General features: G+C 67.1%; 24 protein-coding genes. 4 read left to right on the top strand and 20 right to left on the bottom strand.

From position 1 onward, the window contains the following. Positions 1-12: 12 nt before the first annotated feature. From AC3A35_RS12945 to AC3A35_RS12915, 7 genes are all read right to left on the bottom strand, one after another. Complete coding sequence (locus AC3A35_RS12945) at positions 13-1,317, bottom strand: ABC transporter substrate-binding protein (RefSeq protein ID WP_487436518.1); 1,305 nt, start codon at positions 1,315-1,317, stop codon at positions 13-15. A gap of 41 nt (positions 1,318-1,358) precedes the next feature. After that, positions 1,359-2,423, bottom strand: a complete 1,065-nt coding sequence (locus AC3A35_RS12940) for a maleylacetate reductase (protein WP_487436517.1) — start codon at positions 2,421-2,423, stop codon at positions 1,359-1,361. Then, positions 2,420-3,082: a 3-oxoacid CoA-transferase subunit B gene (locus tag AC3A35_RS12935; protein ID WP_487436516.1), complete on the bottom strand. Its 663-nt coding sequence runs from the start codon at positions 3,080-3,082 to the stop codon at positions 2,420-2,422. Before AC3A35_RS12935 ends, AC3A35_RS12940 begins: the two co-directional genes overlap by 4 nt. 9 nt (positions 3,083-3,091) lie before the next feature. Beyond that, positions 3,092-3,781 (bottom strand): 3-oxoacid CoA-transferase subunit A, encoded by a 690-nt coding sequence (locus AC3A35_RS12930; protein ID WP_487436515.1) that lies wholly within the window; start codon positions 3,779-3,781, stop codon positions 3,092-3,094. Between the two features lie 7 nt (positions 3,782-3,788). Further along, positions 3,789-5,261: an aldehyde dehydrogenase family protein gene (locus tag AC3A35_RS12925; RefSeq protein WP_487436514.1), complete on the bottom strand. Its 1,473-nt coding sequence runs from the start codon at positions 5,259-5,261 to the stop codon at positions 3,789-3,791. A gap of 124 nt (positions 5,262-5,385) precedes the next feature. Then, on the bottom strand, positions 5,386-6,375 hold the full coding sequence (locus tag AC3A35_RS12920) for a hypothetical protein (RefSeq protein ID WP_487436513.1): 990 nt from the start codon (positions 6,373-6,375) through the stop codon (positions 5,386-5,388). Between the two features lie 47 nt (positions 6,376-6,422). Next, positions 6,423-6,923 (bottom strand): hypothetical protein, encoded by a 501-nt coding sequence (locus AC3A35_RS12915; protein ID WP_487436512.1) that lies wholly within the window; start codon positions 6,921-6,923, stop codon positions 6,423-6,425. A 422-nt stretch (positions 6,924-7,345) separates the two neighbouring features. On the opposite strand from AC3A35_RS12915, the gene AC3A35_RS12910 reads away from it, so the two are divergent. Then, positions 7,346-8,299, top strand: coding sequence for a LysR family transcriptional regulator (locus tag AC3A35_RS12910; protein WP_487436511.1), 954 nt, complete (start codon positions 7,346-7,348; stop codon positions 8,297-8,299). 115 nt (positions 8,300-8,414) lie between these two features. On the opposite strand, the gene AC3A35_RS12905 is transcribed toward AC3A35_RS12910, so the two are convergent. Beyond that, complete coding sequence (locus tag AC3A35_RS12905) at positions 8,415-9,227, bottom strand: helix-turn-helix domain-containing protein (RefSeq protein ID WP_487436510.1); 813 nt, start codon at positions 9,225-9,227, stop codon at positions 8,415-8,417. A gap of 341 nt (positions 9,228-9,568) precedes the next feature. Between AC3A35_RS12905 and AC3A35_RS12900 the strand changes: the two genes are divergently transcribed. After that, positions 9,569-11,056, top strand: a complete 1,488-nt coding sequence (locus AC3A35_RS12900) for an alanine/glycine:cation symporter family protein (RefSeq protein WP_487436509.1) — start codon at positions 9,569-9,571, stop codon at positions 11,054-11,056. A gap of 6 nt (positions 11,057-11,062) precedes the next feature. After that, positions 11,063-12,088, top strand: a complete 1,026-nt coding sequence (locus AC3A35_RS12895; RefSeq protein ID WP_487436508.1) for a type I asparaginase — start codon at positions 11,063-11,065, stop codon at positions 12,086-12,088. 106 nt (positions 12,089-12,194) lie between these two features. Here AC3A35_RS12895 and AC3A35_RS12890 read toward each other — a convergent pair whose 3' ends face one another. The 11 genes from AC3A35_RS12890 to AC3A35_RS12840 form a co-directional block, all read right to left on the bottom strand. Then, the gene (locus AC3A35_RS12890; protein ID WP_487436507.1) at positions 12,195-12,923 is read right to left on the bottom strand and encodes an amino acid ABC transporter ATP-binding protein; all 729 of its coding nucleotides are present in this window, start codon (positions 12,921-12,923) and stop codon (positions 12,195-12,197) included. A gap of 18 nt (positions 12,924-12,941) precedes the next feature. Next, positions 12,942-13,622 (bottom strand): amino acid ABC transporter permease, encoded by a 681-nt coding sequence (locus AC3A35_RS12885; protein ID WP_487436506.1) that lies wholly within the window; start codon positions 13,620-13,622, stop codon positions 12,942-12,944. Position 13,623: 1 nt separating this feature from the next. Beyond that, positions 13,624-14,361 carry an amino acid ABC transporter permease gene (locus AC3A35_RS12880; protein WP_487436505.1) on the bottom strand — a complete coding sequence of 246 codons (738 nt, stop codon included), beginning with the start codon at positions 14,359-14,361 and terminating at the stop codon, positions 13,624-13,626. A gap of 162 nt (positions 14,362-14,523) precedes the next feature. Continuing rightward, a complete protein-coding gene (locus AC3A35_RS12875; RefSeq protein WP_487436504.1) occupies positions 14,524-15,414 on the bottom strand; it encodes a transporter substrate-binding domain-containing protein in 891 nt (296 codons plus the stop codon). 288 nt (positions 15,415-15,702) lie between these two features. After that, entirely contained in the window at positions 15,703-17,031 is a 1,329-nt protein-coding gene (locus tag AC3A35_RS12870; RefSeq protein WP_487436503.1) for a sigma-54-dependent transcriptional regulator, read from the bottom strand. Further along, positions 17,028-18,929, bottom strand: a complete 1,902-nt coding sequence (locus tag AC3A35_RS12865; protein WP_487436502.1) for a sensor histidine kinase — start codon at positions 18,927-18,929, stop codon at positions 17,028-17,030. Before AC3A35_RS12865 ends, AC3A35_RS12870 begins: the two co-directional genes overlap by 4 nt. Positions 18,930-18,936: 7 nt before the next feature. Further along, positions 18,937-19,860 (bottom strand): LysR family transcriptional regulator, encoded by a 924-nt coding sequence (locus tag AC3A35_RS12860; protein ID WP_487436501.1) that lies wholly within the window; start codon positions 19,858-19,860, stop codon positions 18,937-18,939. Between the two features lie 136 nt (positions 19,861-19,996). Beyond that, positions 19,997-20,350, bottom strand: coding sequence for a cytochrome b5 domain-containing protein (locus tag AC3A35_RS12855; protein WP_487436500.1), 354 nt, complete (start codon positions 20,348-20,350; stop codon positions 19,997-19,999). Beyond that, positions 20,350-21,621 (bottom strand): ferredoxin reductase family protein, encoded by a 1,272-nt coding sequence (locus tag AC3A35_RS12850; RefSeq protein ID WP_487436499.1) that lies wholly within the window; start codon positions 21,619-21,621, stop codon positions 20,350-20,352. Before AC3A35_RS12850 ends, AC3A35_RS12855 begins: the two co-directional genes overlap by 1 nt. Then, positions 21,618-21,908: a hypothetical protein gene (locus AC3A35_RS12845; protein WP_487436498.1), complete on the bottom strand. Its 291-nt coding sequence runs from the start codon at positions 21,906-21,908 to the stop codon at positions 21,618-21,620. Before AC3A35_RS12845 ends, AC3A35_RS12850 begins: the two co-directional genes overlap by 4 nt. Positions 21,909-21,995: 87 nt before the next feature. Continuing rightward, positions 21,996-23,030: a zinc-dependent alcohol dehydrogenase family protein gene (locus AC3A35_RS12840; RefSeq protein WP_487436497.1), complete on the bottom strand. Its 1,035-nt coding sequence runs from the start codon at positions 23,028-23,030 to the stop codon at positions 21,996-21,998. Positions 23,031-23,168: 138 nt separating this feature from the next. On the opposite strand from AC3A35_RS12840, the gene AC3A35_RS12835 reads away from it, so the two are divergent. Further along, a complete protein-coding gene (locus AC3A35_RS12835) occupies positions 23,169-24,680 on the top strand; it encodes an AMP nucleosidase (RefSeq protein ID WP_487436496.1) in 1,512 nt (503 codons plus the stop codon). Between the two features lie 70 nt (positions 24,681-24,750). On the opposite strand, the gene trhA is transcribed toward AC3A35_RS12835, so the two are convergent. After that, positions 24,751-25,392 (bottom strand): PAQR family membrane homeostasis protein TrhA, encoded by a 642-nt coding sequence (trhA, locus tag AC3A35_RS12830; protein ID WP_487436495.1) that lies wholly within the window; start codon positions 25,390-25,392, stop codon positions 24,751-24,753. Between the last annotated feature and the right edge of the window lie 57 nt (positions 25,393-25,449).

Here is a 25,449-nt window from a genome sequence, read left to right as displayed (position 1 = left end):
CACATGGCCGCGTCAGCCGCCGATCGGCCTGAGCGCATCCTTCACCGGGATCATCGTCGCCTGCGAGTTGTCGACAATCACGAGCTCGTACTTGTGCTTGCCGCCCTTTCGCCACTGGCCGCCGACCAGCGGCGTCTTGGCAACGTTCTTGACCGGGCCGCCCTGCCAGCTGATCGGGCCGACAATGGTGTCCAGGCGGGTGGCGGCGATGGCGTCGCGGATCGAGGCCGCGCTGTCGAGATCCCTGGCGCGCTTGAGTACGTCCACGGCGACCTCGAACAGCGCGTGGGCAAAGCCCAGCGGCTGGGTCCATTGCTTCTTGACCGCGGCCTCGTAGGCGGCGGCGAGCTCGCCGGCGTTCTGCCCGGTGAGCGAGGACTTGAACGGATGCGTGGGCGTCCACCACACCTCGGCCGACAGGCCGTCGCCGTTGTCGCCCAGCGCCTCGACCGAGCTGGGGAACAGCAGCGCCTTGCCGACGGTGGCGACCTTGGGCCGGAAGCCCTTCTGCATCGCCTGGTTCCAGAAGGTGGTGAAGTCCGGCGGGATCGGCACGCCGGTCAGGATCTCGACCTTGGCGTCCTTGTAGCGGGCGATCTGCGCCGAATAGTCGGCGGTCAGGTTCTGGTAGCGACCCGGATCGACCACGGTGTAGCCGTGCTTCTGCAGCACCGGCGGAAAGCCCAGCTTGGCGTCGCCCCAGGCATTGCCGTCGCCGTCGTTCGGCCACAGCGCGCCGACCACCTTGTTGGTGCCGGCCCCCGCCCACATGCTGTCGAATACCGCAATCAGATCTTCCAGGCCCCAGAAGAAGTGGTAGGTCCAGTCGAAGCCCTTGTCGGCCTTGCCGCCGCGGGTGAAGAACCAGGGCTGCCAGGGCGCAACCGTGGAGATGCAGGGCTTGCGGTAGAGCTCGCACTGGTCGGACACCGGGTTGGTCGTCTCCGGCGTCGACGACACCAGCATCAGGTCGATCTTGTCCTTGACGATCAGGTCGGTCGCCACGCCAGCTGCGCGGTTGGGGTTGGACTGGCTGTCCTTGACGATGATCTCGACCGGGTGATTCACGCCACCGATGTCCAGACCTGCGGCGAACCGCTTGCGCATCTGCTCGATGACGAAGCTGTCGGCCTCGGCGAAGGGTGAGAGTGGCCCGGTCTTCGGCGTGACGAAGCCGATCTTGATCTTCCTGCCCGCCTGCGCGAACACCGCGCCGGGCAGGCCCAGCGTAGCCGCGGTGAGTGCGGCGCCGCCGATCAGCTTGAGGGTGCGGCGGCGGTCGGCCACGATGGCCGGGTTGTTGTGTTGCTTGTTCATGATTGTCTCCTCCTGTGGTTCTTGTGGCGGTCGGGGCGCGTTCAAGCCGGTGCCGGTCGTCGCCCGTGGTAGGCGTCGCGCAACAACGCCAGAATTGCCCCGCGCTCGATCGGACGCGGGTTGTAGTAGGGGTTCTCGGTGGCAAGCTGCGCGGCCCGCTCCAGGCCGTCCTCGGGCATGCCGATGTCGGCCAGCGCCAGCGGCGCACCCAGTCCGGCGGCCAGGTCATAGAGGCCGCTGGCTGCATCCAAGCCACCCAACGCGCGCGACACCCGGGCCATCGCCTCCGGAACCGCCGCGCGGTTGTAGGCGACCGCGTGCGGCAGCACGATGGTGTGCATCTCGGCGTGCGGCAGATTGAACGTGCCGCCCAGCGTGTGGCAGAGCTTGTGGTGGATGGCCATGCCGACCGCACCCAGGCAGGCGCCGGCGAGCCAGGCGCCGTAGAGCGCATCCGACGACGCTTCCGCATCCGCCGGATCGGTCACGACGCGCGGCAGTGCGGCCGCCAGCGCGCGGATGCTCTCTTCCGCCATCAGGCTGATGATCGGGTTGGCGTCCTGCGCGTACAGCGCCTCGACCGCATGGGCGATGGCGTTGATGCCGCTGGTGGCGGCGATGCGCGGCGGCAGCGTCGCGGTGAGCGCCGGGTCGTAGATCACCGCGGCAGGCAATACCCGCGGATCGCGTCCGGTACGTTTCAGCCCGCCTTCGGTGATGCCATAGATGGGCGTCATCTCCGAGCCGGCGAAGGTGGTGGGAATGGCGACGATGGGCAGCGAGGAGGCCAGCGCGATCGCCTTGCCCAGCCCTATCGTCGAACCGCCGCCGACCGCCACGCAGCAGTCCGCGCCGAGCTCGGCGGCGATGCTGCGCGCTTCCTCGGCGGTCTCGATCGGCACGTGCATCTGCGCCTTGTCGTAGATGCCGGCCGCGCGCGCGCCGAGCAGGCGGGCGACCTCCTCCGCGCTGGCGCGCTGGGGCTCGGAGCACAACACGAGCGCGGAGCGCGCCCCCAGCCGCTCGACCTCGGCGGCCACCTTGTCCAGCGTGCCCTGGCCGAAAATCACCCGCATCGGCAGGCTTTGGTAGCTGAAGGTTTTCATCGCGCGTCCTTCTTCGCCTGCAGGGCGATACCGGTCATGGCACGCAGCGTTTCGAGGTCGAGGCCGTCGACCATCTCCACGACCTTGGGCCCGTCCGGGTCGATGTCGATCACCGCCAGGTCGGAATAGATCCGATTCACACAACCGATGCCGGTGAGCGGATAGGTGCAGTGCTCGACCAGCTTGCTCTCGCCGATCTTGGTCAGCAGGTCCATCAGTACAAAGACCTGCTTGGCGCCGATGGCGAGGTCCATCGCCCCGCCGACGGCGGGAATCGCGTCGGGCGCGCCGGTGTGCCAGTTGGCGAGATCGCCGCGCGTCGACACCTGGAAGGCACCGAGCACGCAGATGTCCAGATGGCCGCCGCGCATCATCGCGAAGGAGTCGCCGTGGTGAAAGAAGGCGCCGCCGGCGAGCAGGGTCACCGGCTCCTTGCCGGCGTTGATGAGTTCCGGATCGTCCTCACCGGTGGCCGGCGCCGGGCCCATGCCGAGCAGGCCGTTCTCGCTCTGCAGGAAGATCTCGCGGTCGGCCGGCAGGTAGTTGGCGATGCGGGTGGGTGCGCCGATGCCCAGGTTCACGTAGGCACCCTCGGGGATGTCGCGCGCCACCCGTGCCGCAACCTCGTCGCGCGACAGCCGCTTGATTTCGCTTGTCATGTCCGCTCCTCAGCCTGCCCGCGCGTACCGGTCGGTACGCGGGACATGCACCACACGTTTGACGAAGATGCCCGGGGTGACGATGACCTCGGGATCGATCTCGCCGAGCTCGACGACGTGATCGGCCTGTACCACCGTGGTCCTGGCCGCGCGCGCCATGATCGGGCCGAAGTTGCGCGCGGTCTTGCGATAGACCAGGTTGCCCCAGCGATCGGCGCGGTGGCATTTCACCAGCGCGAAATCGGCCCGGATCGGCATTTCGAGCACGTAGTGGCGGCCGTCGATCAGCCGCGTCTCCTTGCCCTCGGCGAGCTGCGTGCCGTAGCCGGTGGGGGTGAAGATCGCCCCCAGCCCGGCCCCGGCGGCCTCGATGCGGCAGGCGAGGTTGCCCTGCGGCACCAGCTCCAGCTCGATGGCGCCGGCCCGGAAGAGTGCGTCGAACACGTGGGAATCAGCCTGGCGCGGGAAGGAGCAGACGATCTTGCGCACACGGCGCGCCTTCAGCAGCGCGGCCAGCCCGGTGTCGCCGTTGCCGGCGTTGTTGTTGACCACCACCAGTTCGCGCGCACCGCTCTCGATCAGGCCGTCTATCAGTTCCGACGGCATGCCGGCGGTGCCGAAGCCGCCGATCATCACCGTGGCGCCATTGCCGATGCCGGCGACGGCGGCGGCGACGGATTCAACGATCTTGCTGATCATGGTGACCTCAGCGCTTGAAGTGCGGCGGAATTACCGCATCCACGTTCACCCACACCGAGCGGGCCTCGGTGTAGTCGTGCATGGCCTCGAAACCCATCTCGCGGCCGTAGCCGGACTGGCCGACGCCGCCGAAGGGCGATCCGGGATTCACCCGCTTGTAGCTGTTGATCCAGACCATGCCGGCGCGGATCGCACCGGCCATCTTGTGCGCGCGCGCCAGGTCCCGCGTCCACAAGCCGCTGCCAAGCCCATATTCGGTGCCGTTGGCAATGGCGAGCGCTTCGGCGTCGTCCTTGAAGGTGGTCACCGCAACGAAGGGGCCGAACACCTCCTCCTGCGCCACGCGGTCGGTCGGCCGGGCACGCACGATGGTAGGCTCGATGTAGCAGCCGGCAGCCAGCGCCGGGTCCTGCGGCGGTTTGCCGCCGGCAAGAATTTCGCCGCCTTGCTGGCGGGCGATCTCGACGTAGGACAGCACGCGGTCGCGGTGCACCGCGGAGGTGAGCGGCCCCATCTCGGTTTCGGGATCGAGCGGATTGCCCAGCCGGATGGACTTCGCCAGGCCAACGAAGCGATCGAGGAATTCGTCGGCGACGCGCTCGTGAATGATGAGACGCGAACCGGCGATGCAGGCCTGACCCTGGTTGTGGAAGATCGCCCAGGCCGAGCCATTCACCGCAGCGGAGATGTTGGCGTCCTCGAACACGATGTTGGCGCCCTTGCCGCCCAGTTCGAGCTGCACGCGCTTGAGGTTGCCCTTGGAGGCCTCGACGATGCGCCGGCCCACCGCGGTAGAGCCGGTGAAGGAAATCTTGCCCACGTCGGGGTGTTCGGCCAGATGCTGGCCGGCGGTGTGGCCGTAGCCGACAACGACGTTGACCACCCCTTCCGGGAAGCCGACCTCGGCCATCAGCTCGGCGATGCGCAGCGTGGACAGCGGCGTGATCTCGGACGGTTTCATGACCACCGTGTTGCCGGCGGCCAGCGCCGGGCCGAGCTTCCAGCTGGTGAACATCAGCGGGAAGTTCCACGGCACGATCTGGCCGACCACGCCGATCGGCGCGCGCTGCACGTAGTTGAGGAAGCCGGCCTCGACCGGCACCACGCTGCCCTGGAACTTGTCGGCCATGCCGCCGAAATAGCGGTAGCAGGCGGCGGTGCGCATGACGTCGATGTTGCGGGCGTCGCGGATGGGATGGCCGGTGTCGAGCGCTTCGAGGCGGGCAAGTTCGTCGGCCTCGGCCTCGATGCGATCGGCCAGCTTCAGCAGCAGGCGGCCACGCTCGGCCGCCGCCAGCGCGCTCCACTTGGGAAAGGCACGCGCCGCGGCGGCGACCGCGCGATCGACGTCGGCGGCCTTGGCCTCGGCGACGCGGGTGATGAGGGAATTGTCGTGGGGATTGAGGACGTCGATCGTCGCCCCATCGAGGGCATCGACGAATTCGCCGTCAATGAATAGCTTGTTCTGGATTGTGGCCACGTTGCTCTCCGGGGGCGGTGCAGGGGCGGCCGAACCCGCCCACGGCACCGCCGGGCCCACCGTGGTTACGGCGGCCGGCGCGGCGCTGCGGGGGAGACAGCCGACTGGGGGTGCAGGGTCGGATTCAGAAGTCGACCGGATAGGGCGGGAGCTCGCCCGAGGCGTACTTCTGCACGATTTCGGGACTGGCGTTCTCCCATACCAGCAGCATCGAACGCTTGTTGGAGAAGCCCTGATGCGCGATGTCCGCCGGCATCGCCGCCACGTCACCCGGTCGCATCACGACCCGCGCGCGCGGCCGCCCCGTATCCTTGTCGGTGATGTTCCAGACGATCTCGTCCGAAAACTGCATGAACCACTCGACCCGGTCGTTGCCGTGGATGATCGGCAGGATGTATTCCTCGGTCGTTGGGCAGAACAGGCTGTTCTTGCACACGGAGGTCACCGAAGGATTCCAGGTGACGTCCGAACGCGACAGGTAGGCAAAGAGGTTGAAGGCGTGCAGTTCGTCCTCGAAGCCGGGCTCGGCCTCGATCTCCGGTTCGTCCTGCGCCACGTCGGCGAAGGCGCGATTGATCGGGTAGCCGTTGGCATCGGAGCGCAGTGGCGAATCGCCCTTGAGCCCGGGCATGCGCTTGGTCGCCACCCGGAAACGATCGATCGCCCCGAGGTTGCTGCCATGCTTCTCGCCAAAGGCGGCATCGCCCGTCTCCAGCGGCGCGGCGAAGGGGTCGAAGCCCTCGTTGACCCAGTCGGCGAGGATCTCCTTGATCACACGCATCGCGATCGGCGACTCGAACTCCTCGACGTAGGAGAGGCCGGCGTTGTGATAGTGCTCGTTGAGGCGCCCAGCGAAGAACTCGACCCGGCCGTACAGGTTGCGGGTACCGAACACGTGGTCGAAGTTGACCACGCCGTAGAAGAAGCCCCAGGCCACATCGCGCATCAGTGCGCGCAGGAAGGCGTCGGCGCTCATGGTATGCGAATGGCGGCCATCCTTCACCGGCCAGGTGATGGTGACGAAATATTCGTCGCGCGAGAAGGTGAAGGCGCCCAGGGTGAAGGTCTTGTACCCGGCGACGGTGACCGGGATCTTTTCGGTGACTGCGTTCATTGCGGTGTCCTCGATGATTGAATGTCGATTCGGTTGTCCGGCGCGGATCAGCGGTAGCAGATCTCGGCCCATTTCTCGACGGTGAGATCGCCCTGGATCGATTGCTGGATCATCACTGACGGCCGGGCGCTCCTGAACCGGTAGGCTGCGCCCTTCGGCAGCAGGGCCTGATGGCCGCGACGCAGGCGAATGGAACCCATGCGACGACCATCGGGCTCGGACTCGACCGCCACCGTGCCGCTCTTGCCGGGTGCGACCACCGCATCGGGGTGGTTCAACTTGACGTATTCGACCTCGACCTCGCCGTCCATGACGATGCAGAACTCATCGTGGGACGCCGCCATCCAGCCAGATGTCCCCTCGGCGCGGATCGCCTCGATCACGTATTCCAGGTTCTTCGCCACAGCGACCTTTTCATAGGGTCGCGCACCAGAAGCGACCTCGAACACGTTGGAGAACGCGTAGTTCCTGGGTTTGTCGTTGATGATCTCGATGTAACCTTTTTCGTAATCGTCGAGAGCGCCAAATCGCGTAACGAATTCAGACATGCTGGTCTCCTCTTCCGGTTTGATGGGTGGCAGGTTTGCTCTTGCCGCCTGCTTGGAAAGGACTCTAGTCCCCTGCGGATGCCACGAGAAGCTCACAAAGCGCGCCTCATTCGTTCGCGAAAACAGAACGACCGAACCGGACCGCACTGCGAACGACCGACGGTCTCGTGCTCATCCTGGCCTTCTCGTTCCGCCCGTTCGATCAGAAACGCAAGCCCGGTCGCGGCGGGGAAGGAATGCTGCATCGCACAAGTCCGAACGATACCGAAGCAGCATGAGGCGCGCACGCCCCCGTAAACGCTTTCGGCGCTATCGGCAACCAGGCGGCGATGGCTTAACAATACGTTCGGAAATTGAGAACATGAGATCCGGCATGGCAGCACCACCCGCTGCAACCATCCTGTTGGCCGGAGAGGAGCGTCATGGACTACTTCAACTGCATGGATGCCTTCGTGCGCGTCGCCGAAGTCGGCAGCTTCACCGAGGTGGCGCGCCAGCTGGACGTCTCCAAATCGGTGGTGACCACCCGGATCAAGCAACTGGAAGACTACGTCGGTGTGCCCCTGTTCCACCGCAGCACGCGCAACGTTTCCCTATCCGAGGTGGGACAGTCGTACTACGAGGAATGCGCCCAGCTGATCGCACGGGCCAACGAAATCGTCGAGGAAATGCGCAATGCGAAGAACTCGCCGACGGGCCTGCTGCGCGTGCACGGCCTGCCCGGGCTGGTGCTCGGACACATGGCCGGATTCCTGTGCAGGTTCAGCGCGAAATATCCCGGGATCTGTTTCGATTTCGTCGTGAATGACATGGTGATCGATCCGGTCAAGGAAGGGTTCGACTGCGCGCTGCAAATCTTCTCGCCGATTTCTGAAGACCTAGTGCAGCGCAAACTTTTCCCTGTCCGCCGCATCTTCTGCGCCTCACCGGCCTATCTGGAAAAGCACGCCCCGATCCTGCATCCGCTCGATCTGCAGCGGCACGACCTCGGCCTCTACTCGCGCTACCCGAGCAGGGACAGGTGGATATTCGAGGACGCCTACGAAGCGGTCGATGTCGAGCTGGTGCCCAAGTTCAAGAGCAACTCCGTCCATTTCCTCAAGGAAATCGCGCTCGAAGACATGGCCGTGGTGTGCCTGCCCACCGTCGTCTGCACCCAGGAAATCATCAAGGGCAACCTCATCCCGCTGCTGAAGGGCTACCGCATCCCGCCGTACTGGCTATCTGCCGTCTACCCGAAAACGCAGCGAAACGCGACCCGCTTGAAGCTCTTCCTCGACCACCTTGTGCTCGACTTCCCGCACGACCCGCCGTGGGACCTCGAACTCGTCGCGCGCGCAAAACTACCAGCGGTTTCAATATCGGATCCGGATTGAGCACGATGAGCACCTAAAGTCTGGTGTGCGCCGCCTCACGGGGCAGCTTCACCCTCATGTCATAACCCCAAGCCCCTCGGCGCGAAACTCATCGATAATCGCCGTCAGCAAAGTTCTAGAAGCGCGCGCGGAAGTGCCACTCGCCGGGGGCGATGTCGTTGCCCACCGCCTTGCGCGTTATCTCGTCGACGGAGGGATCGTCCGGATCGTAGAGCCCGCAGCGGCGCAGTGCACGCCGCACATCGACGGTGTGCCCGAGGTATTCGTACACCACGCGGGTGCAGCACGGCATGCGCTCGCCGCTGTCGGAGGCGCCCAGCTTGAGGCCGGTGAGACGGGTGACCCGATTCTTGAACGACGGAAACAGGATCGTCTGGGTGATTTCCATACCGCCCACCGATTCGTAGTCGACGAGAAAGATGCGGTCGGTCAGGAAATGCGCCATGCCCAGGTAGATGCCGTGGTGGGCCTTCTCGCGCGGGCGTTCGGGCAGGCGCTCGGTGCGCTGGTAATACACCCCGTCGGCGCGGCGCTCGATGCACACCAGAGTGCGCAGCAGCTTGCCCGGACAGGCCATCGACAGGTAGTTCTCGAAGTAGTAGCCGAGGTATTTCTCCAGCCCGGCGCTGCCGATGCGCTTCAGGTGATCGAGATGGACCGCCTCCGGCGACGGCGCTTCGGCCGCCTCGGGCGGGCGCGGGCGGGACTGCAGCAGGCGTTCGAACTGCTCGCCGGGCAGCAGGATCTCGTGCTCCTCGACCCCGAAGAAGTCGCAGAAGCGCCGCAGCGTGAATGCCGCCGGACGGTAGCGGCCGCTCAGGTAGCGATTGAACTGCGGACGATTGACGTCCAGCCGCCGGCACACCTCGGCGATCGACTTGTAATAGCTGCACAGCAACCGCAGGTTGCGGGCGAAATCCTCATGCATCGGCGACTCCCTGGCGAACCACGTGCGGCCGGTTCGGCCGGCGCTCGCGCTCCGCATGTTCTCTGCCTGCCCCGGCCTGGCGTCCATATTGACCCATCTGACGCAGTCTGACGCACTTCGCGCATCAGGCCGCGCCCGTTTGTGTCAGGACGACAAATTTACTGGAAGCTTGCAGCTTGCTGAAATATGTCCGTACAACCGCCAAAACGACAACAGCGCCCTCGGTCGCAAATGGAGATTCGTCATGCCCCCAACCTTGTTCCCGACTCCACCGTCCACCGGCGCATGCCGGCCGCTTGACCCCGTCGCATCCCGCTCGATCGTATCCGGAGGACACCACCATGCTTGATCTCATCAACGACCTGCTGTGGAGCAAGGTACTGATCGTGGCGCTGATCGGCCTCGGCGTCTGGTTTACCGTCGGCTCGCGCTTCGTGCAGTTTCGCTATTTCGGGCGCATGTTCCGGATTCTCAGCGCCAACCAGGCCTTCGCGCGCGGGCAGCACGGCCACCTGACCTCCTTCCAGGCGCTGATGCTGTCGGTAGCCGGGCGTGTCGGCGGCGGCAATATCGCGGGCGTCGCGGTGGCAATCACCCTCGGCGGGCCGGGCGCGATCTTCTGGATGTGGATGGTGGGCCTGCTCGGCATGGCGACCAGCTACTTCGAGTGCACGCTGGCCCAGGCGTACAAGAAGGCCGAGCCGGACGGCACCTATCGCGGCGGCCCGGCCTTCTATATCTCGCGCGGCATGGGGCCGAATTGGAAATGGCTGGCGGCGGTCTATTCGGTGTTGCTGCTGGTGACCTTCGGCTTCGGCTTCAGCGCGCTGCAGTCGTACTCGGTGGCGACCTCCTTCCACGACGCCTTCGGCATCCCGGTGCTCGCCACCGGCATCGGCCTGGCGGTGGTGGTCGGCGTGATCGTGATGGGCGGGGTCAAGCGCATCGCCAAGGTGGCCGACGTGCTGGTGCCGGTGATGGCGGTCAGCTACCTCGCGGTCGCCCTGGTGGTGCTGGCGATGAATCTGGGCGAGGTGCCCGCGGTACTCGCGCTGATCGTGAAGAGCGCATTCGGCCTGGAGCCCGCCGTTGGCGGCGGCATCGGCGCGGCGATCCTGCTCGGAGTCAAGCGCGGCCTGTTCTCCAACGAGGCCGGGCTGGGCAGTGCGCCCAACGTGGCCGCGGTCGCCTACGTGCCGCACCCGGCCAACCAGGGCATCGTGCAGGCCTTCTCTGTGTTCATCGACACCCTGATCATCTGCACCTGCACCGCGGTCATCATCCTGCTCGGCACCGCCTACCAGCCGGGCATGGCTGCCGAGATGGGCGGCGTCGCGCTGACCCAGGCCTCGCTCGCCGGGCACGTGGGCGAATGGGGGCGGAGCTTCGTCAGCATCGCACTGATGCTGTTCGGCTTCACCACCATCGTCTACAACTACTATCTGGGCGAGAACAGCCTGAGCTACTTCAGCGACCGCAACAAACCGCTGCTGGCAGCCTACCGCGCGCTGGTGATCGTGCTCTGCGGCTGGGGGGCGACCACCGACCTCGGCACCGCCTTCGCCTTCGCCGACGTGACCATGGGCTTCCTCGCGCTCGCCAACCTGCTGGCCCTGGCCGTGCTGTTCAAGCCGGGCTTGCGTATCATGCGCGACTTCGACCAACAGATTGCCGCGGGCACGGAAAACCCGGTGTTCGATCCGGCGCGCTTCCCCGACCTCGACATCGACCGCGCCGCCTGGGTGCTCGATTCCGCGGATGCTCCCGAGCTCGACGCCGATCGCGCCGCCTGGGCGCTCGAAGCGAACAACAAACCCACCACACGCTGAGCCCGCATGAAGACAAGCCCGACCGAAACCCGCGTACTGGTCCTCCATACCGGAGGCACCATCGGCATGGCGGCCTCGTCCGACGGCTACCGTCCGCTGGCCGGTTTCGGTGGGGCGCTGCCCGGCCTGCTGGGCGAGCGCGTGCTCGCCGGGTTGCCTGCCTTTGATGTGGTCGAACTCGAACACCTGATCGACAGCTCCAACCTGCAGCCCGCGCACTGGAGCGAGATCGGCCACGAACTGGTCAGGCGCTGGGGGCAGTATGACGGTTTCGTCGTGCTCCACGGCACCGACACCATGGCCTACAGCGCGTCGGCGCTGTCGTTCATGCTGCGCGGTACGGGCAAGCCGGTGATCTTCACCGGCGCCCAGATCCCGCTCCTCGAACCGCGCAGCGACGGCGTCGACAACCTCGTCACCGCACTGATCCTGGCCGCCGGCCAGGCACTCCCCGAAGTCTGTCTGCACTTTGCCGGCCGCCTGCTGCGCGGCAATCGCAGCAGCAAGCTCCACACTACCGCGTTCGCCGCCTTCGACTCGCCGAACTACCCGCATCTGGCCGATATCGGCATCGACATCACGCTGCACCGTGAACGCCTGCTGCCGGCCACCGTGGAGGATTTCGCCGTCCCCGTGTTCGACCCCGAGGCGGTCGCGATGGTGACGGTATATCCCGGCATCCCGGCGCGCATCATCGACGCCGTGCTCGACCGCCCCGCGGTGCGCGGCCTGATCCTGCGCACCTACGGCGTGGGCAACCCGCCCGATGCCGACGCCCGGCTGATGGACGCGCTCGCGCGCGCAGTGGCGCGCGGCGTGGTGGTGCTCAACTTGACCCAGTGCCGCGGCGGCAGCGTGCACCAGGGCGCGTACGCCACCGGCGCCACGCTGAACCGGATCGGGGTCACCCCCGGTCACGACCTGACCCTCGAGGCCGCGTTCGCCAAGCTGCACTTCCTGCTCGCCCGCCATGACGACGCCGACAGCGTCCGCAACGCGCTCGGCGTCGCCCTGTGCGGCGAACTCGGCTGACCCGCAGCACCGACCGCGGCGCCTGACCCGCACCGCGACGGGCCGGCGCCGTCCGACGCAATGTGGGAGCTGTCGCGCCGGACACGCCAGCCTGGCACGCCCGTGCTCAGTGGTTGAGGATCTTGGCGAGGAACTGCTGCGCCCGCTCCGAGCGCGGATTGCCGAAGAAGGCGTCCTTGGCATCGTCCTCGACGATACGTCCGGCATCCATGAAGATCACCCGGTTGGCGACCTTGCGTGCGAAGCCCATCTCGTGGGTGACGCACATCATGGTCATGCCTTCCTGCGCGAGCTCGACCATGACGTCGAGCACCTCGTTGATCATCTCCGGGTCGAGCGCCGAGGTCGGCTCGTCGAACAGCATGCAGATCGGATCCATCGACAGCGCGCGCGCGATCGCGACGCGCTGCTGCTGACCGCCGGAGAGCTGCCCCGGGAACTTGTGCGCGTGGGCCTTGAGACCGACCCGATCGAGCATCTTCAAACCGCGCTCGACCGATTCGTCCTTGCGGCGCCCAAGCACCTTGACCTGGGCGATCGACAGGTTGTCGGTGATGCTCATGTGCGGGAACAGCTCGAAGTGCTGGAACACCATGCCGACGCGGGCGCGCAGTTTGGGCAGGCGCGTCTTCGGATCGCCGACCGAGATGGCGTCGACGACGATGTCGCCTTGCTGAAAGGGCTCGAGCGCGTTCACGCACTTGATCAGCGTGGACTTGCCCGAGCCCGAGGGCCCGCACACCACCACCACCTCGCCCTTGTCGACCCGGGTGCTGCATTCGGTCAGCACCTGGAACTGCCCGTACCACTTGGAAACATTGTTGATCTCGATCATGACCGGATCTCCCTGAAGTCAGCGAATGATCGCGATGCGTGTCTGCAGGCGCCTGACCAGGCGCGACAACGCAAAGCAGATGACGAAATAGACGACGGCGACGGTGGTGTACATCTCCACCGGGCGCAGGTCGCGCTGGGTGATCTTGTCGGCCGCACCGAAGAAGTCGGTGGCGCCGATCGCATACACCAGCGACACGTCCTGGAACAGCACGATGGTCTGGGTCAGCAGCACCGGCAGCATGTTGCGGAACGCCTGCGGCAACACCACGTAGCGCATGGTTTGCGAATAGGTGAAGCCCAGTGCATAACCGGCGCCGACCTGCCCGCGCGCCACCGACTGGATGCCCGAGCGCATGATCTCCGAATAGTAGGCGGCCTCGAACACGGCAAAGGTAAAGTAGGCCGAGTTCTCCGCGCCGACCGGGATCATGCGGCCGGTGAGCATCTGCAGCACCAGCGGCAGGATCAGGTAGAAGGCGAGGATGACCTGCACCAGCGGAATGCTGCGGAAGAAGTTCACATAGGCGCCGGCCACCAGCTGCAGGACCTTGTTCGACGACAGCCGCATCAGCGCCAGCACGGTACCGAGCACGATGCCGGCGACCATCGCCACCAGCGTGACCTGCACCGTGTAGCGCAGCCCCTGAACGAGGAAGCCCCAGTTTTCGGTGATGACCGAGAAATCGAAATCGCCCATGTCAGTGTCCTCCCTGTCCGCCGGCGATCAGGCCGGGCACCCTGGTGCGCTTCTCGACCACGCCGAGGATGCGGTTCATGGCAAAGGCGAGGAGGAAATACACCAGCGTGACCACGATGGTGATCTCCAGCACCTGGGAGGTCTTCTCGATGATCTGCTTGTACTGGAAGTAGAGCTCGAGCATGCCCACGGCGTAAGTCACCGAGGAGTTCTTGAAGATGTTCATCGACTCCGAGGTCAGCGTCGGCAGCACGATGCGGTAGGCCATCGGCAGGCGCACATAACGGTAGGTCTGCCACTCGGTGAAGCCGAGCGCGAGGCCGGCGTTGCGCTGGCCACCGGACAGCGAATTGATCCCCGACTTGACCTGTTCGGCGATGCGCGCCGCGGTGAACAGGCCCAGGCCGATGATGGCGGTGACATAGCTCGGCAGATCCTGCTTGACCCAGATGCCCAGCGCGTCGGGCAGCAACTCGGGGACGACGAAGAACCACAGGAAGAGCTGGACGATCAGCGGAATGTTGCGGAACAGGTCCACATACGCATCGCCCAGCGCGACCAGCGCGCGGGAGGGTGTGGTGCGCATGACGCCGAGCGCCGAACCGAGCGCCATCGCCAGCGCCAGCGCCCCGAGCGAGACGATCGTGGTCCACGCCATGCCACTCAGGATCCAGTCGACATAGCGCAGACCGTCGTCGGTCTCGTGAAAAAAGAACTGCCAGTTCCAGTGGTAGTTCATCGTGCCTCCCCGTCCGTGACCGACGCTCGCGCGCGGCACGAATCAGCAATGTGTGCAAAAAAGGATGCACCGCAGCCCGGTGCTGCAGATCCCGGCGCTGCGGGCATCAACGCGGGTGCGCGGCCGTCGGACGGCCGGAGAGGGACGCACCCGCAGGGAGGCTTATTCGACGCCCTTGTCGTTGGGCGTGGCGAGGGTGGCCTTGAGCGCTGCGCTCATCGGGAAATTGAGGTTCACGTTGCGCGGCGGGATCGGGCTCATGAACCACTTTGCATAGAGCTTGTCGACCTCGCCGCTCTGCATCAGCGCGCTGAGGGTCTTGTCCACCACGGCCTTGAACGCCGGATCGTCCTTGCGCAGCATCACGCCATACGGTTCGTCGCGCAACGAGGGGCCGACGATGGCGAAATCGGCCGGGTTCTTCGAACTGGCGATCAGGCCGGCGAGCAGGATGTCATCCATCACGAACGCGGTGGCGCGACTGCTTGCCACCATCAGGAAGGAATCGGCGTGATCCTTGCCGTACAGGTTCTTCACGTTGATCGCCTGGCCCTTCTCGTTCTGCTTGATCAGCGCGTCCGAGGTGGTACCGGTGGTGGTCACCACCGGTTTGCCGTCGAGACCACCGATGTCGGTGACCCCGGAATCCTTGCGCACCGCCATGCGCACGCTGGTGATGAAGGGGGTCACGCTGAACGAGACCTGCTGCTGGCGGGCCACGCTGTTGGTGGTGGAGCCGCATTCGATATCGATGGTGCCGTTCTGCATCAGCGGGATGCGGTTCTGCGACGTGACCGGCTGATACCTGACCTCCAGCGCGGACAGCTTGAGTTCGCTCTTGATCGCATCCACCACCTTGGCGCACAGGTCCATCATGTAGCCGACCGGCTTCTGGTCCGCATCGAGGTAGGAGAACGGCACCGAGGATTCGCGGTGACCAACGACGATGGTGCCGCTGGCCTTGATCTTCTCCAGCGTATCGGCGGCGGCGAAGGCGGGCGACAGCATGCTGGCGGCGATCGCGGTGGCGATCAGGGTACGGATGGCTTTCATTGAGACGTCTCCTCGTGGATGAATAGCTGGGCGGCAGTGCCGTGGCTTATTCATTGCACGCGCCGTGCCACCTGGAGACGAAACTCAAGCAATTGTAAACAAACGTAATATCGACGCCGAAACGGGTCTCGCGTTCGGAAAACCGAATGTCGGGACGAAAACGCGTCCGGATTTCCGAACGCCGATCGGCGCGTCACCGACGCCTGTCGCCCCGGACGCGGGCGGCCGCGGTGGTCTGCGCTCGCACGCAGGCAGTGGACAACCGTTGACGACCGGCGACGCCCGCGCTCAGCCGGTCTCGCCCAGACCGTATTTGCGCACCTTGTCGTGCAGCGTGGTCTTGGCCACGCGCAGGCGCTCCGCGGCGCGGGTGAGATTGCCGTGCTGGCGGCGCAATTCCTCGCCGATCAGGCTGCGCTCGAAGGCTTCCACCGCTTCGGCCAGCGACGGACCGGTATCGCCGCCATCGCTGTCGAGCAGGTCGCGATGGATGCCGAGCACGAGGCAGTCGGCGACGTTGCGCAGCTCGCGCACATTGCCCGGCCAGTCGTGCGCCATCAGCCGGCGCAGGCGTTCGGCGGAGATCTCCGGCATCGGCAGCTCGTGGCGCCGCGCCGCCTGCAGCATGAAGTTCTCGAGCAGCAGCGGGATGTCCTCGCGCCGCTCGCGCAGCGCCGGCAGGTCGATGGTCACCACGTTGAGGCGGTAGTAGAGGTCGGCACGAAACTGCTGGGCGTCGGCGCGCTGCTTGAGATCGTCCTTGGTCGCGGCGACGACGCGGGTGTCGACCGGCACCAGCTGGTTGCCGCCGAGACGCTCGATGACGCGCTCCTGCAGCACCCGCAACAGCTTGATCTGCACCGCCATCGGCATGCTCTCGACCTCGTCGAGGAACAGGCTGCCGCCGCTGGCATGTTCGATCTTGCCGATGCGGCGCCGGGTGGCGCCGGTGAAGGCGCCGGCCTCGTGGCCGAAGAGCTCGCTGTCGAGCAGATTGTCGGGCAGACCGCCGCAGTTCAGCGCCACGAAGTGGCCCTTGGCGCGCGGCCCGAGGTCGTGCAGGCAGCGGGCGACGAGTTCCTTGCCGGTGCCGGTTTCGCCGTGGATCAGCACGTCCACCGCCTTGCCGGCGACGTCGGCGACCAGTTGCCGGACCCGCTCCATCTGCGGCGAACGCCCGATCAGCGTGGCCTCGGCGCCCTCGCGACGCTCCAGGCGGCGACGCAGCGCGGCCACCTCCAGGGTCAGGCTGCGCTTCTCCAGCGCACGGCGCACGACCTCGACCAGATGTTCGGACGCGAACGGCTTGGTGATGAAGTCATAGGCGCCGCTGCGCATCGCCTCCACCGCCAGGGTGACGTCGCCGTGGCCGGTGATGATGATCACCGGCAGGTTGGGGTCGCGCTCGCGGACCCAGCGCAGCAGCTGCAGGCCGTCGGCGCCGGACAGACGCATGTCGGTCACGATCACTGCCGGCGGCGTGCGTTCGATGTGTCGGTAGGCGGCCTCGGCGGCGCCGAGCGCGGTGGCCGGAATGCCGGCCAGCTCGAAGGCCTGTTCGCAGCCGAGACGCATGTTGGGGTCATCCTCCACCAGCAGTACGTACAGGGTGTTCATGGTGAGATCTCCGGTTGCCTTGCGGGCAACGTGATGCGGAAGCAGGCGCCGCCGCCGGGGGCGCTGCTCGCGGCCAGTTCGCCGCCGAACTCGCGCACGATGTCGCGCGAGATCGCCAGCCCGAGGCCGAGGCCTTCACCCGCGGGCTTGGTGGTGAAGAAGGGTTCGAACAGACGTGCCTGCACGTCAGGCGGCAGACCGGGGCCGGTGTCGGTCACGCACAGCTCCACCGGTCCGTCGGACGGGGCACTGGCGGTGACCTCCAGGCTGCGCTGGGCCTGCCCGGCCATGGCGTCGGCCGCGTTGCCGATCAGGTTCACCAGCACCTGTTCGAGGCGGATCTGGTCGCACCACGCGATCACCGTGTCGGGCGCCACCCGATTGCGCACGGTGATGCCGTTGCGCTGCAGTTTCTGATCGAGCAGCAGCAGGGCATTGCCGACCGCGTGGGCCACGTCCACCCGCGCCGGTACCGCCGGCGACTTGCGCGCGAAGGTCTTGAGCGGCGAGATGATGGCGCCCATCTGGTCGGCCAGCCGGCTGATGATGGCAAGGTTCTTCTCGGTGGTATCCATGCTGCCGCGGCGCAGGAACTCGGCGGCGTTGCCGGACAGGGTGCGGATCGCGCCCAGGGGCTGGGCCAGTTCATGGGTGATGCCGGTGGCGAGCTGGCCAAGCACCGCGAGCTTGGCCGCCTGCACCAGTTCGTCCTGGGCGGCGCGCAGAGTGCGCTCGGCGTTCTTGCGTTCCGAAATTTCCTCGCGCAGGCGCGCGTTGGTCGTGGACAGGTCACTGGTGCGGGCCGCCACCGTGGCTTCGAGGGCCACATTCGCCTGTTCCAGCAGCGCCTGCGCCTCCAGCTTGTTGCGGACGATGCGCCGGCGCTGGGCGACGAACACCATCAGCATGATCATCAGGCCGCTGGCGGTGGCGGCGAGCGCGGCGTGGCTGAGGGCCTGGCTGCGGACCGCCTTGAGATCCAGGAACAGCATCAACCACCAGCCGGTATGCACCAGCGGACGGCCCACCACCATGTAGGTGGCGGCGCCGCGAGCGCGGGCGGCGCCCGGCAGGCGGGGGGGCCGGGCGAGCTCGACGATGGTGTCGAAGTCACCGGTATGGCGCGCAATCGGGACCGGAAACGGACGAATCACCTGGTCGTGGTAGAGACGGCTGGCGCGCGCATCGAGCAAGGCCTCGGGGCCGAGCGGCTCGAGCGCGGTGTACAGCCATTCACGCACCGGGCTCATGATGACCACGCCGTTGTGGTCGGCGATGAGGGCGGGCACGGCGAGCGAAGCCCAGGCCTCGTCGAGGCCGGCGAGGCTGATCTTGATCACGGTCACGCCGATCACCCTATTGCCGTCACGCACCGGGCGCGAGACATAGTAGCCGGGCTCGCCGACCGTGGTGCCGACCGCGAAGTGGCGACCGGTCAGGCCCCCCACCCCCCAGCGGAAATAGGTGCGGAAGGACAGGTCCTCGCCGACGTAGCTGTCGGGCTGATTCCAGTTGCTGGCGGCCAGGGTGATGCCCCGATCGTCGAGAACATAAACCGCGATGGCACCGACCTGACGGTTGAGTTCCTGCAGATAGCGATTGACCTTGTCGGCCGCCCCCGGCAGGTCCGGCGTACGCAGCAGGGCGGCGACGTCCGGGTTCAGCTCGACCGTGGACGGGATGTGCTCCAGACGCTTGACCACGCCGTCGACCGCCGCCGAGAACAGTTCCAGCCGGTGGTTGGCGTCCTCCCGTGCGGCCTGCTCACCCCGATACTCGCTCCACCGGTAGGTCGGCACCGCGACCAGCACCAGCGTCAGCAAGCCGATCACGAGACGCAGCGCGCGATTGCGTCCGGCGCGGAGGTCCTCCGGCGACAGGGGTTCGATAGTGCGCATCGCGAGGTCAATGAGAAGGGGCGGACGGGGTCTCGGCGGAGGCCAGATGGTGCCACAGCCGGTCCAGTTCGGGCTTGGCATTGGCGCGGTCGCGATAGAGCCGCACCTCCATCTCGAGACACCATTCCGGCCCGCCCGCGGCGACCAGTTCGCCACGCTTGAGTTCGCGGCTCGCCGCGCTCGCCGGCAGGAAGGCCAGGCCATGGCCGGCAAGCAGCATGGCCTTGAGGCTTTCGGCCATGTCCGACTCGTAGTGCAGGGCGAGGTGTGCCGGGGTGCTCGCGCGATCGAGAATGGTGTCGACCATGCGTCGCAAATAGGTGTTCGGACCGTAGCGCAGGAAGGGAATCGGCGCCTCCGCCGAGCCCGGGAGCTGCCAGTTCGGGGCATGCGCCACCGACCGCGGCACGAACGGGCGAACCTGCTCCACCCCCAGGCTCAGGCCGTCGAAGCGCGCGGGGTCGAGCCACACCGGATGGGAGGGATGGTGGTAGCACAGCAGCAGATCGCAACCGCCTTCGACCAGGGTCATCACCACATCGTGCACATTGCCCGCCATCAGGCGGGTCGGCACCTCGCCGAAATTTGCCTTGAGCCGCCCGAGCCAGCCCGGGAAGAAGGCGAAGGCGAGGGTGTGCGGCACCGCGAACACCAGCGCATCGCCCGCGGCCGCCTGGTGACCGCGGGCCTGGGCGCGTGCCGCATGGAGCCGGTTCACGAGGTCCGCGGCCGGGCCCTTGAAGGTTTCGCCGGCCTCGGTGAGACGGGTGGGATAAGTGCTGCGATCGATCAGGGCGACGCCGAGCCAGGCCTCGAGCGCCCGGATCCGGCGCGAAAAGGCCGGCTGGGTGACATGACGCTGTTCGGCCGAGCGCGAAAAGCTGCCGCTTTCGACGAGGCTCAGGAAATCTTCCAGCCACTTCAATTCCATCTTCGACTTCCCGGGGGCGCCTGCGGGTGGGCGCCTGGCGGCGCTGTTGCGCGCCATTCTAGATCGAACGATCGAAGCTTCGCTGCGCGATCGCGCCTGCACGCGAGCGCCCGCACCACCGCCGCCGTGGCCGGCGCTACTCGAGCGTGCCGATATGGTAGTTCGGCAGCAAGCTGTCGGCATACGACGAATGCGGCCGCCCCTTGGTCTTGGTACGGTAGGCCTCGCTCGCGTCCTTGCCGCACCACGGCAGGAACACGGCCGGGTTGGCCGGATGCTCGGGCAGGTAGGCGCTGAAATCGTAGACCTGCCCGTCAATGATCATCCAGCAGTCCGCTGCGCTCCGATGGCCGGCCACGTCGGCGGCGGTCCACGCGGTGTCGGCCGCGACCCCCTCGGCGGACGGCGCGGGCAGGATCACCCGGGCAGCCCAGAAGCCGCCGGCCACCAGCCAGAAAACCACGGTCGAGGACAGAAAGAGGGCGCGCATCAGCGGAAATCGAAGCGTTCGAAGTGGATGGCGGCGGAGGCCACGCCATGGCGAAGCAGCGCCGCCCGCATGCTGTCGATCAACGGTGCCGGACCGCATAGCTGGGCAACCCGCGTGGCTAGCTGCGGCACGCGGGCGAGCAGGGCGTCGACATCGGGCGCACCGGGGACGGCCGCGGTCATCAGGTCGAGCAGCGGGTCGGCCGCGGCGAGCACATGGAGTTCGTCGAGGTAGGCCGCGTCCTGCCCGCTGCGATAGAGGTAGATCAGCGTCGTCGGCCGGGCGAGGGGCCCGCCTCTGAGCGCCGCCAGAAACGGCGTGATGCCGATCCCGCCGGCGATCCACAGCTGGGGTGCGCCATCGCGGTCGGCGAGGAAGGCGCCGAACGGACCTTCGAGTCGCACCAGCACACCGGCCTCGAGGGCCTGGATGTGCTGCGAACACGGTCCGAGCGCCTTGATCCCGACCGCCAGGCTGCCATCGGCTGCAACCCCGCTGACGGTAAATGGGTGGAACTCGCCGCAGCCGTGGAACTGCGCCCCGTCGCCGAACGCGGCGAACACGAACTGGCCGGGTTCGGGCGCCATCCGCGCGCCACAGGGTTCGAGCACCGCTTCGATCATGCGTGCCGCGCGCGGCGTCACGCTGCGCACGCGGTATGGGTGGGCGGCGATGCCGAGATCGACGCCGAGCAGGCGCCACCCGAGCGCGACCCCGGTCAGCGCGAGGAAGGCCCACAGCGGGCCGGGCTCGCCGAGCAGGGCCCACACATGCAGCAGACCGAACACCACCCCCGCGCCGGGCAGGTAGTGGAGGGCGCGCCAGCGCCGATAGGGCAGGCGGAGGCTGAACGTGGCCGCCAGTCCGACCATCAGCAGCAGCAGTCCGAGCCAGCCGAGCCATAGCGGCCAGCTCTGCTGCCATGGTGCCAGTACCTGCCAGGCCAGTGCCGGCGACGACGACCACTCGTCCATCGCCAGCGCGAGCGGATGGAACAGCAACAGCGCGTAGGCCACCGTACCGCCGCGGTGGTGCCAGCGGTACTGCGCGTCCAACCCGCCGAACAGGGCGGCGAGGCGCGGATCGCGGATCATCAGCACGAGGCATCCGACCAGCAGTCCGGTGCCCGCCCAGGCGCAGACGATCGATATGCTGCGCCACGGCGTGAGCCCGGCGGGAAGCGCCCACGCCACCCCGACCAGCGCCGACAGCAGCAGCAGCGCCGGTGCCGACAATCGGGCCGCCAGCGCGGCAGGGCTCGGGGCGCTCATTGCAGCCGTCCCCTTTTGCGTAACTGGTCGCAGGCGGATTGCGCACGCGGCGTCAGCACGACCCCGGCACGTCGTGCCCGCGCCTCCATCTCGGCATGGTGCATGACGAGGTAGGCGCGGCAGGCCAGGTAGGAGTCGAAGCCGCGCAGGCGGCGCTGGTGTTCGATGCGCTCGTCCGCGCTCATCAGCTGCCAGCCGTAGACGTTGTGTTCTGCCGCCCGCCACGGCCCGGCAAGCGCGGACGGGACACAAGCGAGCAGGATGATGAACACGATGCGACGCAGCATGGCAGATGCTTCAACCCCCGGCATGACGCCGGACTGTGATTTCGTCTTCACCATAGACAGGTGCGGCGAGGATCGATATGCGCCAGGTCAAGGAACCGCCAATACGCCGGCCCGCCCCTCGCGGCCGGCGTCGACCCAGCCCGGCACGAGGACCACCGCGCCCTGGACCGCACCGCTGCGCAAGGCGGCGAGCGCCTCGTTGCCCTGCTCCAGCGGAAAGGAGCGGACATGGGTCCGGATCGGCGTGTCGGCGACGATGCGCAGGAAGCGCAGACCGTCCTCGCGGGTAAGGTTGGCCACCGAACGCAGCACCCGTTCGCCCCACAGGAGATCGTAGGAAAAGGCCGGAATCGGGCTCATGTGGATGCCGGCGCACACCACCGTGCCCCCTTTTCGCACCTGGCGCAGCGCGGCGGGGACAAGCTCGCCGGCCGGCGCGAAGATCAGCGCGGCATCGAGCGGCTCGGGCCCGTCCTCGTCGCCGGCGCCGGCCCATTCGGCCCCCAGCGTGCGGGCAAAGGCCTGGCTGTCGCCGTCGCCGCGCCGGGTAAAGGCATAGAAGGGGCGCTGCTGGTGCCTGAGCACCTGGCACAGGATGTGGGCGGCTGCGCCGAAACCGTAGATGCCGACGCGCTGCGCCGCACCGGCCATCGCCAGCGCGCGGTAGCCGATCAGCCCGGCGCACAGCAGCGGCGCAAGCTCGGACGCCGGCACCGCCTCGGGCAGGGCGAAGCAGTAGCGCCGGTCGGCCACGGTGTATTCGGCGTAGCCGCCGTCGAGCGTGTAGCCGGTGAAGCGCGCCGCGTCGCACAGGTTTTCCTGGCCGGACAGGCAATAACGACACTCGCCGCAGGTCCACCCCAGCCACGGTACCCCGACCCGCTGGCCCAAGGCGAAGCCGTCGACCCCGTCGCCCAGCGCCGCCACCCGGCCGACGATTTCGTGCCCCGGCACGACCGGCAGTTTCGGCGTCGGTAGTTCGCCGTCGACCAGGTGAAGGTCGGTCCGGCATACGCCGCAGGCCTCCACCCGCAGCAGGAGCTGGCCGGGCCCCGGCTGTGGAACCGGCAACTCCACCAGCCGAAGCGGGGAATGCGGGGCATCGAGGACCATCGCGCGCATGTCGGGCTCCCTGGCGAAGACGCATGGAAAACACCTTACGCCGCCCCCCCGAAAGCGGCAAGGCTCGCCCGCTCAGCATAACGACGCCGAACTGCGTTACCCTCGGCATGAGCCAACAGCAACCACATGGAGGCCGCCATGCCCCCCGACATCCCCAGCGACGCCCCCTACTTCGCCCCCGCCCGCTTCGACGACGCCGATGCGGCAATGGCGCGCGTGTGCGAGATCTACGATGCCGGCGTGAGCCACCTGCGCACTGCGCTGCAACGCTTCGTCACCGGTGACGCCGTGGGCCGCCACGTGCGTGCGTGCTACCCCTTCGTCCGGGTGCGCACCGATACCGTGGCGCGCGCCGATTCACGGCTCTCTTACGGTTTCGTCAGCGGTCCGGGGATCTACGAAACCACGCTGACACGGCCCGACCTGTTCGCCGAGTACTACCCCGAGCAGTTCCGCCTGCTGCTCGAGAACCATGGCGTCGCGCTGGAAATCGGCAGCAGCCGGCAACCGATTCCGGTGCATTTCTCGGTCACCGAGCACGACCATATCGAGGGCCAGCTCGACACCGCGCAACGCCAACGCCTGCGCGACGTATTCGACCTGCCCGACCTCGGCGCGATGGACGACGGCATCGCCAACGGCACCCATGAGCCGCACCCGGGCGAGCCGCATCCGCTGGCGCTGTTTACCGCGCCGCGGGTGGACTACTCGCTGCACCGCCTCCGCCACTACACCGGCACCGCGCCCGAGCACTTCCAGAACTTCGTGCTGTTCACCAACTACCAGTTCTACATCGACGAGTTCATCCGGCTCGGCCACTCGCTGATGGAAGAGCAGACCGATGCCCATGGCTATGTGGCCTTCGTCGAGCCGGGCAATGTGATCAGCCGCCTGCCGGACCAGCCACCGCTGCCAGGAGACGAACTCGGCTGCGCCCCGCCGCGCCTGCCGCAGATGCCCGCCTACCACCTGATGCGGGGCGACCGTGCCGGCATCACGATGGTGAACATCGGCGTCGGCCCGGCCAACGCCAAGACCATCACCGACCATATCGCGGTGCTGCGCCCCCATGCCTGGATCATGCTCGGCCACTGCGCCGGACTGCGCAACACGCAGGAACTGGGCGACTACGTGCTCGCCCACGGCTATGTGCGCGAGGACCACGTACTCGACGAGGATCTGCCGCTGTGGGTACCGATCCCGCCCCTGGCCGAAGTGCAGGTCGCCATCGAGGCCGCGGTGGCCGACATCACCCGCCTCAAGGGCTACGACCTGAAACGCCTGATGCGCACCGGCACCGTCGCCAGTACCGACAACCGCAACTGGGAGCTGCTGTCCTCGCACGGCGTGGCGAGCACACCCGAGCGCCGTTTCAGTCAGAGCCGCGCGATCGCGCTCGACATGGAATCGGCCACCATCGCCGCCAACGGCTTCCGCTTCCGGGTGCCCTACGGCACCCTGCTGTGTGTCAGCGACAAGCCGCTGCACGGCGAGATCAAACTCCCCGGCATGGCCAACCACTTCTACCGCGAACGCGTGGACCAGCACCTGCGCATCGGCATCCGTGCCATCGAACGCCTGCGCGAGCAGGGTGTGGACCGGCTGCACAGCCGCAAGCTGAGAAGTTTTGCCGAGGTGGCGTTCCAGTAGGCAGCGATCGCACCTGGCCCCGCGCATGGCCACGTGGCGATCGCATGCCAGCGGGGGGTAAACCGCCGGCTCAGGGCACCACGTAGAACAGGACGGCAAAGAAGTGCAGCGCACTGCCCAGCAGCACGAAACCATGCCAGACCGCATGGTTGTAGGGCAGGCGCCGCCACTTGTAGAACGGCACCCCGGCGGTGTAGGCCACCCCGCCAGCGGCCAGCAGCACCAGCCCGCCGGGCTCGACCCGCTGCAGCATGGGCTGCACCGCCACCACCACCGCCCATCCCATGGCGATATAGAGGCCGACCACCAGGCCGTGCAGTCTCCCCTTGAGCAGCAGCCTCCCAACAATGCCCAGCAGCGCCAGGCCCCAGATCACCGCCAACAGCGACCAGCCCCACGGACCGCGCAGGTTCACCAGCATGAAGGGGGTGTAGGTACCGGCGATGAGCAGAAAGATCGACGAGTGGTCGAGCGCCCGCAGCATCGGCTTGAGGCGCGCAGCGCTGACGCTGTGGTACAGCGTGGAGGCGGCGTAGGCCAGGATCAGCGTGGCCCCGAAGATACTGCACGCCACCACGTGCCAGACATCGCCATTGCGCGCCGCAAACGCGGTAAGCACCGCCAGTCCGACAATCGCGAGCACGATGCCGACCCCGTGGGTGATGCCGTTGGCGAGTTCCTCGCCGACACTGTACTGGGGCAGAATGGACATGGCGAACTCGAGCGCTACTGCAGTTAACTGGCGTGTAGGCGCGACGCGCGCGCAGTG

Source organism: Azoarcus sp. Soil_N_20 (assembly GCF_057656155.1).
Note: the sequence above shows the minus strand (reverse complement) of the source record. Positions and strands in the feature narration are given on the sequence as shown.

Bases quoted from the DNA above. Each gene is read 5' to 3' on its own strand.
- AC3A35_RS12910 (WP_487436511.1), top strand. From the start codon at position 7,346: ATGGACTACTTCAACTGCATGGATGCCTTCGTGCGCGTCGCCGAAGTC.
- AC3A35_RS12835 (WP_487436496.1), top strand. From the start codon at position 23,169: ATGCCCCCCGACATCCCCAGCGACGCCCCCTACTTCGCCCCCGCCCGC.
- trhA (WP_487436495.1), bottom strand. From the start codon at position 25,392: ATGTCCATTCTGCCCCAGTACAGTGTCGGCGAGGAACTCGCCAACGGC.
- AC3A35_RS12875 (WP_487436504.1), bottom strand. From the start codon at position 15,414: ATGAAAGCCATCCGTACCCTGATCGCCACCGCGATCGCCGCCAGCATG.
- AC3A35_RS12845 (WP_487436498.1), bottom strand. From the start codon at position 21,908: ATGCTGCGTCGCATCGTGTTCATCATCCTGCTCGCTTGTGTCCCGTCC.
- AC3A35_RS12885 (WP_487436506.1), bottom strand. From the start codon at position 13,622: ATGGGCGATTTCGATTTCTCGGTCATCACCGAAAACTGGGGCTTCCTC.
- AC3A35_RS12945 (WP_487436518.1), bottom strand. From the start codon at position 1,317: ATGAACAAGCAACACAACAACCCGGCCATCGTGGCCGACCGCCGCCGC.
- AC3A35_RS12900 (WP_487436509.1), top strand. From the start codon at position 9,569: ATGCTTGATCTCATCAACGACCTGCTGTGGAGCAAGGTACTGATCGTG.
- AC3A35_RS12920 (WP_487436513.1), bottom strand. From the start codon at position 6,375: ATGAACGCAGTCACCGAAAAGATCCCGGTCACCGTCGCCGGGTACAAG.
- AC3A35_RS12850 (WP_487436499.1), bottom strand. From the start codon at position 21,621: ATGAGCGCCCCGAGCCCTGCCGCGCTGGCGGCCCGATTGTCGGCACCG.
- AC3A35_RS12880 (WP_487436505.1), bottom strand. From the start codon at position 14,361: ATGAACTACCACTGGAACTGGCAGTTCTTTTTTCACGAGACCGACGAC.
- AC3A35_RS12870 (WP_487436503.1), bottom strand. From the start codon at position 17,031: ATGAACACCCTGTACGTACTGCTGGTGGAGGATGACCCCAACATGCGT.
- AC3A35_RS12930 (WP_487436515.1), bottom strand. From the start codon at position 3,781: ATGATCAGCAAGATCGTTGAATCCGTCGCCGCCGCCGTCGCCGGCATC.
- AC3A35_RS12895 (WP_487436508.1), top strand. From the start codon at position 11,063: ATGAAGACAAGCCCGACCGAAACCCGCGTACTGGTCCTCCATACCGGA.
- AC3A35_RS12855 (WP_487436500.1), bottom strand. From the start codon at position 20,350: ATGCGCGCCCTCTTTCTGTCCTCGACCGTGGTTTTCTGGCTGGTGGCC.
- AC3A35_RS12840 (WP_487436497.1), bottom strand. From the start codon at position 23,030: ATGCGCGCGATGGTCCTCGATGCCCCGCATTCCCCGCTTCGGCTGGTG.
- AC3A35_RS12940 (WP_487436517.1), bottom strand. From the start codon at position 2,423: ATGAAAACCTTCAGCTACCAAAGCCTGCCGATGCGGGTGATTTTCGGC.
- AC3A35_RS12935 (WP_487436516.1), bottom strand. From the start codon at position 3,082: ATGACAAGCGAAATCAAGCGGCTGTCGCGCGACGAGGTTGCGGCACGG.
- AC3A35_RS12890 (WP_487436507.1), bottom strand. From the start codon at position 12,923: ATGATCGAGATCAACAATGTTTCCAAGTGGTACGGGCAGTTCCAGGTG.
- AC3A35_RS12860 (WP_487436501.1), bottom strand. From the start codon at position 19,860: ATGGAATTGAAGTGGCTGGAAGATTTCCTGAGCCTCGTCGAAAGCGGC.
- AC3A35_RS12915 (WP_487436512.1), bottom strand. From the start codon at position 6,923: ATGTCTGAATTCGTTACGCGATTTGGCGCTCTCGACGATTACGAAAAA.
- AC3A35_RS12865 (WP_487436502.1), bottom strand. From the start codon at position 18,929: ATGCGCACTATCGAACCCCTGTCGCCGGAGGACCTCCGCGCCGGACGC.
- AC3A35_RS12905 (WP_487436510.1), bottom strand. From the start codon at position 9,227: ATGCATGAGGATTTCGCCCGCAACCTGCGGTTGCTGTGCAGCTATTAC.